This is a genomic window from Spongiactinospora gelatinilytica (genome assembly GCF_003236385.1).
Classification (GTDB): Bacteria; Actinomycetota; Actinomycetes; order Streptosporangiales; family Streptosporangiaceae; genus Spongiactinospora; species Spongiactinospora gelatinilytica.
In genome coordinates, this window is sequence record NZ_POUA01000375.1 from 1 (window position 1) to 7,442 (window position 7,442).

Genomic DNA, 7,442 nt, shown 5'->3' on the forward strand with positions numbered 1-7,442 from the left:
GTCATGCGCCGCTGGCGCAGCACGAACTGCGCGACATCGACGACCCAGTCGCGGTCGGTGCGCAGCACCAGGTGGGCCACCCCGCAGCGGCGCAGCGCCGCCGCGGTGGCCGCCCGCTGGGCGGCGGCGGCCCGCGCGTAGGATTCACGGACCTTGCGGGTCAGGTGGACCTCGGCGGTGCGGCCGGTCTCCGGATCGGTGAGGGTGAGCACGCCGACCGGCGGGAGTTCCAGCTCCCGCGGGTCGATCACCTCCACGGCCAGCACCTGGTGGCGGGCGGCCAGCCGGCGGATCGGCCGCTCCCAGGGGCGTTCGGCGGCCGGGTCCAGCACCGGCCGCTGGTCCAGGAAATCGGACACGATCACCCGCATGCCGCGGCGGCGGCGGGCGGCCGACAGCACCTGCACGCCCTCGGCCAAGGTGACGGGGTCGGGCACCGGCCGGGCGCGGGGGGCGTCCATCAAGGAGTGCAGCAGGCCGTACAGGGCGGGCCGGCCGGCGCGGGCGGGGATGCGGTGCACGTGCCGCTCGTGCAGCACGTAGGCGCCGAACCGGTCGCCGATGCGCCCGGCCAAGAACCCGACGGCGCCGATGGCCGCGATGACCAGGTCGCGTTTTTCCATGGCGGCGGTGCCGAAGTCCATGCTGGGCGACAGGTCGGCCAGCGCCCAGGTCTCCAGTTCCCGGTCGGCGATCAGGTCGCGTACGTGCGGGACGGTGGTGCGGGCGGTGACGGCCCAGTCCATGCGCCGCACGTCGTCCTCGCCGGGCACATAGACGCGGCTGTCGCCGGTCTCGCTGCCGGGACCGGGCAGCAGCCCCTGGTGGGAGCCGTGCAGCATGCCGTCCAGCCGCCGCACGATGGTCAACTCCAGGCGGCGCAGCGCCTGTTCGGCGGCTCTCATCGCCGGCCCTGGTTCCACACCACCAGTGGCGGGGGCACGGCGGCGAGTATCTGGCGCACCACATCATCGGGGGCCACGCCGTCGGCCAGCGCGTCGAAGGTGAGCATCAGCCGATGACCCATGACGTCCACCGCGACATCGCGGACGTCATCGGGCAGCAGGTAGTCACGCCCGCGTAGCAGCGCCAGCGCCCGCCCGGCGGCGACCAGCCCCAGGGTGGCGCGGGGACTGACACCGATCTCGATGGTGTCGGCCATCTCCGGGATGCCGTAGTCGCCCGGTACGCGGGTGGCCATCACCAGCCGCACCACGTAGTCGGCGACGAGCTGGTGGACCGACACCTGCTCGGCGAGGTCCTGCAGCGCGGCCAGCCGCGCCGGGTCCAGCACGGGCCGCGGCTCGGGCGGTTTGACGCTCATCCGGTGCAGGATCTCCAGCTCCTCTCGGGCGTCGGGATGCTCGACCCGCACCCGGAACAGGAAGCGGTCGCGCTGCACCTCCGGCAGCGGGTACACCCCCTCGGACTCGATGGGGTTCTGGGTGGCCAGCACGATGAACGGGCGGGGCAGCGGGTGGGTGCGCCCGGCCAGGGTGACCTGCCGCTCGGCCATCACCTCCAGCAGCGCGGACTGGACCTTGGCCGGGGCGCGGTTGATCTCGTCGGCGAGCAGGAAGTTGACGAACACCGGGCCGAGTTCGACATCGAAGCTCTCACTGGCCGGGTGGTAGACGCGGGTGCCGACGATGTCGCTGGGCACCAGGTCGGGAGTGAACTGGATGCGGGCGAAGCTGCCGCCCACCACGGTGGACAAGGTGGCGGCGGCCAGGGTCTTGGCCACCCCCGGCACCCCTTCCAGCAGGCAGTGCCCGCGGGCGAGCAGCGCCACCAGCAGCCGCTCGACCATGTGCTCCTGGCCGACGATGACGCGCCTGACCTCGGCCAGGGCCTGGTGCAGCACCTCGGCGTCGGTGCCGCTGGGTACTTCTTCGGCGACGGTCATCTGCTGTGCGGCACGCGGGCCGAACCGGTGGCGGGCCGGTCGGCGCGCGCCTCTCCTTTCGCTCGCGGGCGCGGAAGCTGCATGACGATTGTTATTCCACCAAACGGCGTGTTGAACGTGCCGCGAGGCGGTGTGCTTTCATGACTGGTGTGGCCAGTCCGCTGCAGTACGGCGATCCGCCCAGCCTAGGGCCGTTCGTGATCCAGGCCCGCCTGCGGGTGGGCCCGGCCGGGCTGGTCTACCTCGCCCAAGCCCCTGACGGGCGGGCGGTGTCGGTGGCGCTGCTGACCCGGGGGGCGGCCTTCGACGCGGCGGCGCGCGACCGGTTCGTCACCGCGGTCAGGGAGGCGGTGCCGGAGCGGGGCGGGGTACGCGGCTGGGTGGCGCGGCGCTCGGCGCGCCGTACGGCGGTGCTGGACGCCTTCCCCCCGGTGGTGGCGATGGACGTGGGCCAGGCGCCGTGGGTGGCCACCCCTTACCTTCCCGGGCGGCCGGGGGCCGAGCGGTTCCTTGAGCCGGTGCTGGTCAGCGGCATGCTGATCGGTGAGCGGCACGGGCCGGACTTCGTGCCGCACTGGATCTCCGACCGGGTTCCGGCGGTGCCCGCGCCGCCGCGGCCCAAGCCGCCGCCGATCGAGTCGCGGCGGGCGGTGCTGGTGGCCGCCACGGCGCTGGCGCTGATGCTGGCCCTGCTGTTCGTGGTGGGGTGGTTGGTGTTCGGCCGGGCCGATGATCAGGCGCGGCCGATGCGGCCGCTGCCGCCGACGATGTTCGTGCCGACCCCGCCGCCGGTGCCCACCACACCGATGCCGCGCGAGCCGACCCCCAGCCCCTCGCCCAGCGAGTCGCGACCGGGCTCACCGGCGCCGGAAGGACGCCAGGACGGCCCGGGGGACGCGATCTGAGCCCGCCCCTTGAGACTTCGGCTGAGACTTCGGCTGAGACTTCGGCTGAGACTTCGGCAGGCTCGGCTAGGCGACGCGGACGGTGACGCCGGCGGCGCTCAGGGCCTCGCGCTGGCTCGCGGGGATGCCGTCGTCGGTGACCACCACGTCCAGCCGCTCCAGCGGGCACACCGTGCCGAACGCGGTGCGGCCGAACTTGCCGGAGTCGGCGGCGGCGATCACCCGCCGGGCGGCGGCGATGGCGGCCTGTTTGACGGCGACGCCGGGCAGGTCGTGGGCGGTCAGCCCGTGCTCGGGGGAAAGGCCGCAGCAGCCGATGACGGCGGTGTCGAAGCGCAGCGCGGCGATGGACCGCTCGGTGAGCGGGCCGGTGAAGTCGAGTTCGCCGGGCCGGACCTCGCCGCCGGGCACCACCAGCCGCACCCTCGGCGCGCCGGCCAGCTCCGTCAGCGGCTGCACGGCCAGCGGCAGCACCGTCAGGCGCCGCTCGCGCAGCGCCCTGGCCACCTCCAGGGCGGTGGTGCCGCCGTCGAGCAGGACCGCCTCGCCGTCGGTGATCAGGGCGGCGACCTCGGCACCGATGCGCCGCTTGGCCTCCACCGCCTCCCGCTCGCGGACCTGGAACGGCGGCTCCTCCCCGCGCAGCAGCAGGCTGATCGCGCCGCCGCGGACCCGCCGGGCGACGCCCTGGCGGGCCAGCTCGTCCAGGTCGCGGCGGATCGTCATCTCCGACACCCGGTGGCGCAGGGCGAGCTCGGCGACCGAGACGGTGTCGTTGACACGCAGCGCGTTGACGATCTCACGCACCCGATCGGCACCTTCCATGTGTTCATATGAACACACCGAGTGTTGGCATGGCAAGCCGGCGCACCCCGTCGCCAAGATCGGGCGCCCGGTGCAGCAGACTGCGTTCATGCGTGCCGGTCGCCTGCTCTCACTGTTGATGCTCCTGCAGACCAGGGGCCGGGTGACCGCGCCACAGATCGCCCGCGAACTGGAGGTGTCGGTGCGCACGGTGTACCGGGACGTGGAGGCCCTGTCGGCGGCGGGCGTACCGGTGTACGCCGACCGCGGCCCGGCCGGCGGGTACCGGCTGCTGGACGGCTACCGCACCCGCCTGAACGGGCTGAGCCCGCAGGAGGCGGCCTCACTGTTCCTGGCGGCGCTGCCCGGCCCGGCCGCCGAACTGGGCCTGGCCGAGGAGGCGTCGGCGGCCGGGCTCAAACTGCTGGCGGCGCTGCCGCCCGAGCCGCGTTCACGCGCCTTCCGGATGCGCGAGCGCTTCCACCTGGAGGTCCCCGGCTGGTACCGGGGCACAGAGGAGGTGCCGCACCTGGCCGTGGTGTCGGAGGCGGTGTGGGAGGAGCGACCGCTGCGGATCGGCTACCGGCGATGGGGACAGCGCGAGGTGGAACGCCTCGTCCACCCCTACGGCCTGGTCCTGAAAGGCGGCACCTGGTACCTGGTGGCGGGCGTGGAGGAGGCGGTGCGCACGTACCGGATCTCGCGCATCCTGTCGGCGCAGGTACTGCCGGGCGCCTTCGAGCGGCCCGCCGGCTTCGACCTGGCCGAATACTGGCGGCGGTGGGCGGCCGACTTCCGGCAGCGCATGTACACCGCCGAGGCACGGCTGCGGCTCGCGCCCGGCGCACACGACATGCTGCGGCTCACGCTGACCGCCGAACTGGTGGACGCGGCCCTGGCCGAGGCGGGCCCGCCGGACGCCGCCGGGTGGGTCACCGTGGTGGTACCGGTGGAGTCGATCCGCCACGCGCGGTGGGTGCTGTTGCGGATGGGCGCGCAGATCGAGGTGCTGGACCCGCCGGAACTGCGGGCGGCGATGGAACGCGAGGTCGCCGGCATGGCCGCCGTGTACGGCCCGGCCACCCCGCCCGGCGGGTAAAACCCGTTGCGCCGCGCCGGGGCCGTCGCCACGATGACGCCATGCATATCGCGGCCTTCGCAGGGGCCTGCCTTCTGATCGCGATGACGCCCGGGGTGAGCACGGCGGTCATCTTGCGCCAGACGCTGCGCGCCGGGCCCTGGCGGGGCATGGCCGCCACGCTGGGCAACGAGACCGGTGTGCTGGCCTGGGCACTGGCGGCGGCGTTCGGCCTGTCGGCGCTGGTGACGGCCTCACAGATGGCCTATGACACGATGCGCATCGCCGGGGCGGTGGTGCTGGTGGCGATGGGCGCCCAATCGCTGTGGCAGGCCCGCCGCCCCGCCACCGAGCCCGTGGGGCCCGCAGGGGGCGTGGAGGTCGCCGGGCCGGGCCTTTCCGGCGGCGGGTGGCGCGGCTCCTACCTGGCGGGGCTGGGCACCTGCCTGGCCAATCCGAAGGCGGCGGTGTTCGCGATGGCGTTCCTGCCGCAGTTCGTGCCCGCGGGCGCGGACGCGCCGGCGACGCTGACCGTGCTGGCGGTGGTGTGGGCGGTGGTCGACACGTTGTGGTACGCGATGGTGATCTGGCTGATCGGCCGGGTCCGGGCGGTGCTCGGGCGGCCGGCGGTGCGGCGGCGGCTGGAGCAGGTGTCCGGCGTGGTGCTGATCGGCTCGGGCGTGCGGCTGGCGGCCGAGAGCCGATGAGCGGGGGAGAGGGGCTCGAGATGAGCGAGGTGTACTTCCAGGAGGCCGGGTCGGGGGACCCGGTCACCGTGCTGTTGCATTCCTCAACGGCCGACGGCCGGATGTGGGACCCGCTGTGGCCCGCGCTGACGGCGCGCTCGCGGGTGATCCGCCTGGACTTTCGCGGCTACGGGCGCACGCCGTACGCCTCGCCGGTGCCCTACGGCGACTGCGGTGATGTGGCCGCGCTGCTGACCCGCCTGGGCCTCACGCGGGTGCTGCTGGTCGGGGCCTCCTACGGCGGGCAGGTGGCGCTGGAGGTGGCCACGGCGCATCCGGAGCTGGTCGGGGGCCTGGTGCTGCTGGACGCGGGGTGCGGCCTGCCCAAGACGCCCGATCTGCGGGCGTTCATCATTTCCGGGAGTGCGCCCGGCACATGGCCGCGGTGCTGCCGCGGGCGCGGCTGGTGGAGCTGGAGTGGGCCGGTCACCTGCCGAGCATGGAGCGGCAGATCGAGATCACCGACCTGATATTTACTTTGTTAAGGCAGTCGGCTGTTTAGTTCGACCAGAGCTCAACGAGCAACCCCCAACCCCTCAGCCAGGCGGCGAGGACGAATCGGCCTGTGCTTCTTCCTCGTGTAGCCGCCGCCCGGCCTCGTGCATGCGGATGCCCACGAGGTCGAGCATGCGCAGGGTGTCCAGGTCCAGGTAGTCCAGGATGCGGCGCAGGTCGGCGAGGCCGGTGTCCTGGATTTCCTCGATGAGGGCCTTGCCCTTGGGGGTCAGTTCGACGCGGCGGACGCGGCGGTCGTCGGGGTCCTCGTGGCGGCCGGCCAGGCCGTGGCGGACGAGGCGGTCGACGATGCCGCTGACGGTGGCCAGGCCGACGCCGAGGTGGCGGGCGAGGTCTTGACCGGAGGCCGAGCCGAGGATTGACAGCAGCACGGTGACCTGGAGCTGGCGCATTGTCAGATTTGACGCGGCTCCGGACAGGAATCGGCTTCGGACAATGTGTCGCGCCAGCTCATGCTGGATGCGGGCGATCCGGTTGATCAGCACGTCGCGTTCGTCGATGTGTCTCACCTCTTGACTTCCTGAGAAGGCTATCAGGAACGAGGCGTAGGACTAAATATTTGCGACAGGCAAAGTGTTAGTGTGGAGCAAAACTTCGCATGTCGCTCATTTTGCCCACTTACTCTGAGGGAGTTCGTTCCCGTGACCTTCCTGGCAAGGTTGAGCCTAGCCAACCGCAGCCTCGTCATACTGATCGCGGTCGTGCTCAGCGCCTTCGGCGCCTTCGCGATCCCCGCACTGAAGCAGCAGTTACTGCCCTCGCTCGCCTTCCCAGGAGCATTCGTCGTCGCCGCCTACCCCGGAGCCTCCCCGGAGATCGTCGAAGAACAGATCACCGAACCCATCGAGAACTCCTTCGACGGGATGGAAGGCGTCACCGAGATCACCTCCACCTCCCGCGAGGGCCTCGCCCAGATCCAGGTCGCCTTCGACTTCGGCGTCGACATCGACGCCGCCGTCGCCGACATGCAACAGGCGGTCTCGCGCATCGGCCCCAGCCTGCCCGACGACGTCGACCCCCAGGTCATCGCCGGCAACACCGACGACCTGCCGGTCCTGGTGCTGGCCGTGGCAGAAGACGGCGACCAGCGGGAAATGGCCGACAAACTCGACCGGCTCACCCTCCCCGAGATCCGCTCGGTGGAAGGGGTACGCGAAGCCGAGGTGACCGGCGCCCGCGAGGAGAACGTCGTCATCACCCCCGACGAGAAGAAACTGAAAGAGCACGGCCTGTCCCCGGCCGCGATCGGCGAGGCGCTGCGCGCCAACGGCACCCCCGTCCCGGCGGGCAACCTGACCAAGGACGACAAGGCCCTGACCGTCCAGGTCGGCAACCGGATCGAGACCATCGAGGACCTGAAGAACCTGTACCTCGCCCCTTCGGCCGCCCAGTTACAGCAGGCCCAGCAACAAGCCCAGCTCCAGGCCCAGCAACAGGCCGCGTCGCAGGCACAACGCCCCACCATGCCCGGCCAGGCCCCGCCGACG

The 7,442-nt window shown here is 72.3% G+C and carries 9 protein-coding genes; 5 read left to right on the top strand and 4 right to left on the bottom strand.

Annotated features, from left to right (window positions below; translation table 11 throughout):
* Positions 1 to 905 (bottom strand): DUF58 domain-containing protein (locus C1I98_RS32015; RefSeq protein WP_111171098.1); only part of this gene is annotated, 905 nt, incomplete at its 3' end.
* On the bottom strand, positions 902 to 1,906 hold the full coding sequence (locus tag C1I98_RS32020; RefSeq protein WP_111171099.1) for an AAA family ATPase: 1,005 nt from the start codon (positions 1,904 to 1,906) through the stop codon (positions 902 to 904). The genes C1I98_RS32015 and C1I98_RS32020, both read right to left, overlap by 4 nt.
* A gap of 140 nt (positions 1,907 to 2,046) precedes the next feature.
* Between C1I98_RS32020 and C1I98_RS32025 the strand changes: the two genes are divergently transcribed.
* Positions 2,047 to 2,811: a hypothetical protein gene (locus C1I98_RS32025; protein ID WP_111171100.1), complete on the top strand. Its 765-nt coding sequence runs from the start codon at positions 2,047 to 2,049 to the stop codon at positions 2,809 to 2,811.
* Positions 2,812 to 2,877: 66 nt separating this feature from the next.
* Here the strand turns inward: C1I98_RS32025 and C1I98_RS32030 are convergent, their stop codons facing one another.
* Positions 2,878 to 3,618 carry a DeoR/GlpR family DNA-binding transcription regulator gene (locus C1I98_RS32030; protein ID WP_306461933.1) on the bottom strand — a complete coding sequence of 247 codons (741 nt, stop codon included), beginning with the start codon at positions 3,616 to 3,618 and terminating at the stop codon, positions 2,878 to 2,880.
* A 106-nt stretch (positions 3,619 to 3,724) separates the two neighbouring features.
* Between C1I98_RS32030 and C1I98_RS32035 the strand changes: the two genes are divergently transcribed.
* The 3 genes from C1I98_RS32035 to C1I98_RS32045 are packed head-to-tail and all read left to right on the top strand — an operon-like array spanning position 3,725 to position 5,909.
* Positions 3,725 to 4,714 carry a helix-turn-helix transcriptional regulator gene (locus C1I98_RS32035; RefSeq protein ID WP_111171103.1) on the top strand — a complete coding sequence of 330 codons (990 nt, stop codon included), beginning with the start codon at positions 3,725 to 3,727 and terminating at the stop codon, positions 4,712 to 4,714.
* Between the two features lie 41 nt (positions 4,715 to 4,755).
* Entirely contained in the window at positions 4,756 to 5,400 is a 645-nt protein-coding gene (locus tag C1I98_RS32040; RefSeq protein ID WP_111171102.1) for a LysE family translocator, read from the top strand.
* 20 nt (positions 5,401 to 5,420) lie between these two features.
* Positions 5,421 to 5,909: an alpha/beta fold hydrolase gene (locus C1I98_RS32045; RefSeq protein ID WP_199537363.1), complete on the top strand. Its 489-nt coding sequence runs from the start codon at positions 5,421 to 5,423 to the stop codon at positions 5,907 to 5,909.
* Between the two features lie 66 nt (positions 5,910 to 5,975).
* On the opposite strand, the gene C1I98_RS32050 is transcribed toward C1I98_RS32045, so the two are convergent.
* The gene (locus C1I98_RS32050; RefSeq protein WP_233508365.1) at positions 5,976 to 6,464 is read right to left on the bottom strand and encodes a MarR family winged helix-turn-helix transcriptional regulator; all 489 of its coding nucleotides are present in this window, start codon (positions 6,462 to 6,464) and stop codon (positions 5,976 to 5,978) included.
* A gap of 132 nt (positions 6,465 to 6,596) precedes the next feature.
* Between C1I98_RS32050 and C1I98_RS32055 the strand changes: the two genes are divergently transcribed.
* Positions 6,597 to 7,442, top strand: an 846-nt coding sequence (locus tag C1I98_RS32055) for an efflux RND transporter permease subunit (protein ID WP_146607766.1), incomplete at its 3' end; no start/stop codon positions are given.

Coding starts and splice junctions, on each gene's coding strand:
- C1I98_RS32020 (WP_111171099.1), bottom strand. CDS start 1,906: ATGACCGTCGCCGAAGAAGTACCCAGCGGCACCGACGCCGAGGTGCTG.
- C1I98_RS32035 (WP_111171103.1), top strand. CDS start 3,725: ATGCGTGCCGGTCGCCTGCTCTCACTGTTGATGCTCCTGCAGACCAGG.
- C1I98_RS32045 (WP_199537363.1), top strand. CDS start 5,421: ATGAGCGAGGTGTACTTCCAGGAGGCCGGGTCGGGGGACCCGGTCACC.
- C1I98_RS32040 (WP_111171102.1), top strand. CDS start 4,756: ATGCATATCGCGGCCTTCGCAGGGGCCTGCCTTCTGATCGCGATGACG.
- C1I98_RS32025 (WP_111171100.1), top strand. CDS start 2,047: ATGACTGGTGTGGCCAGTCCGCTGCAGTACGGCGATCCGCCCAGCCTA.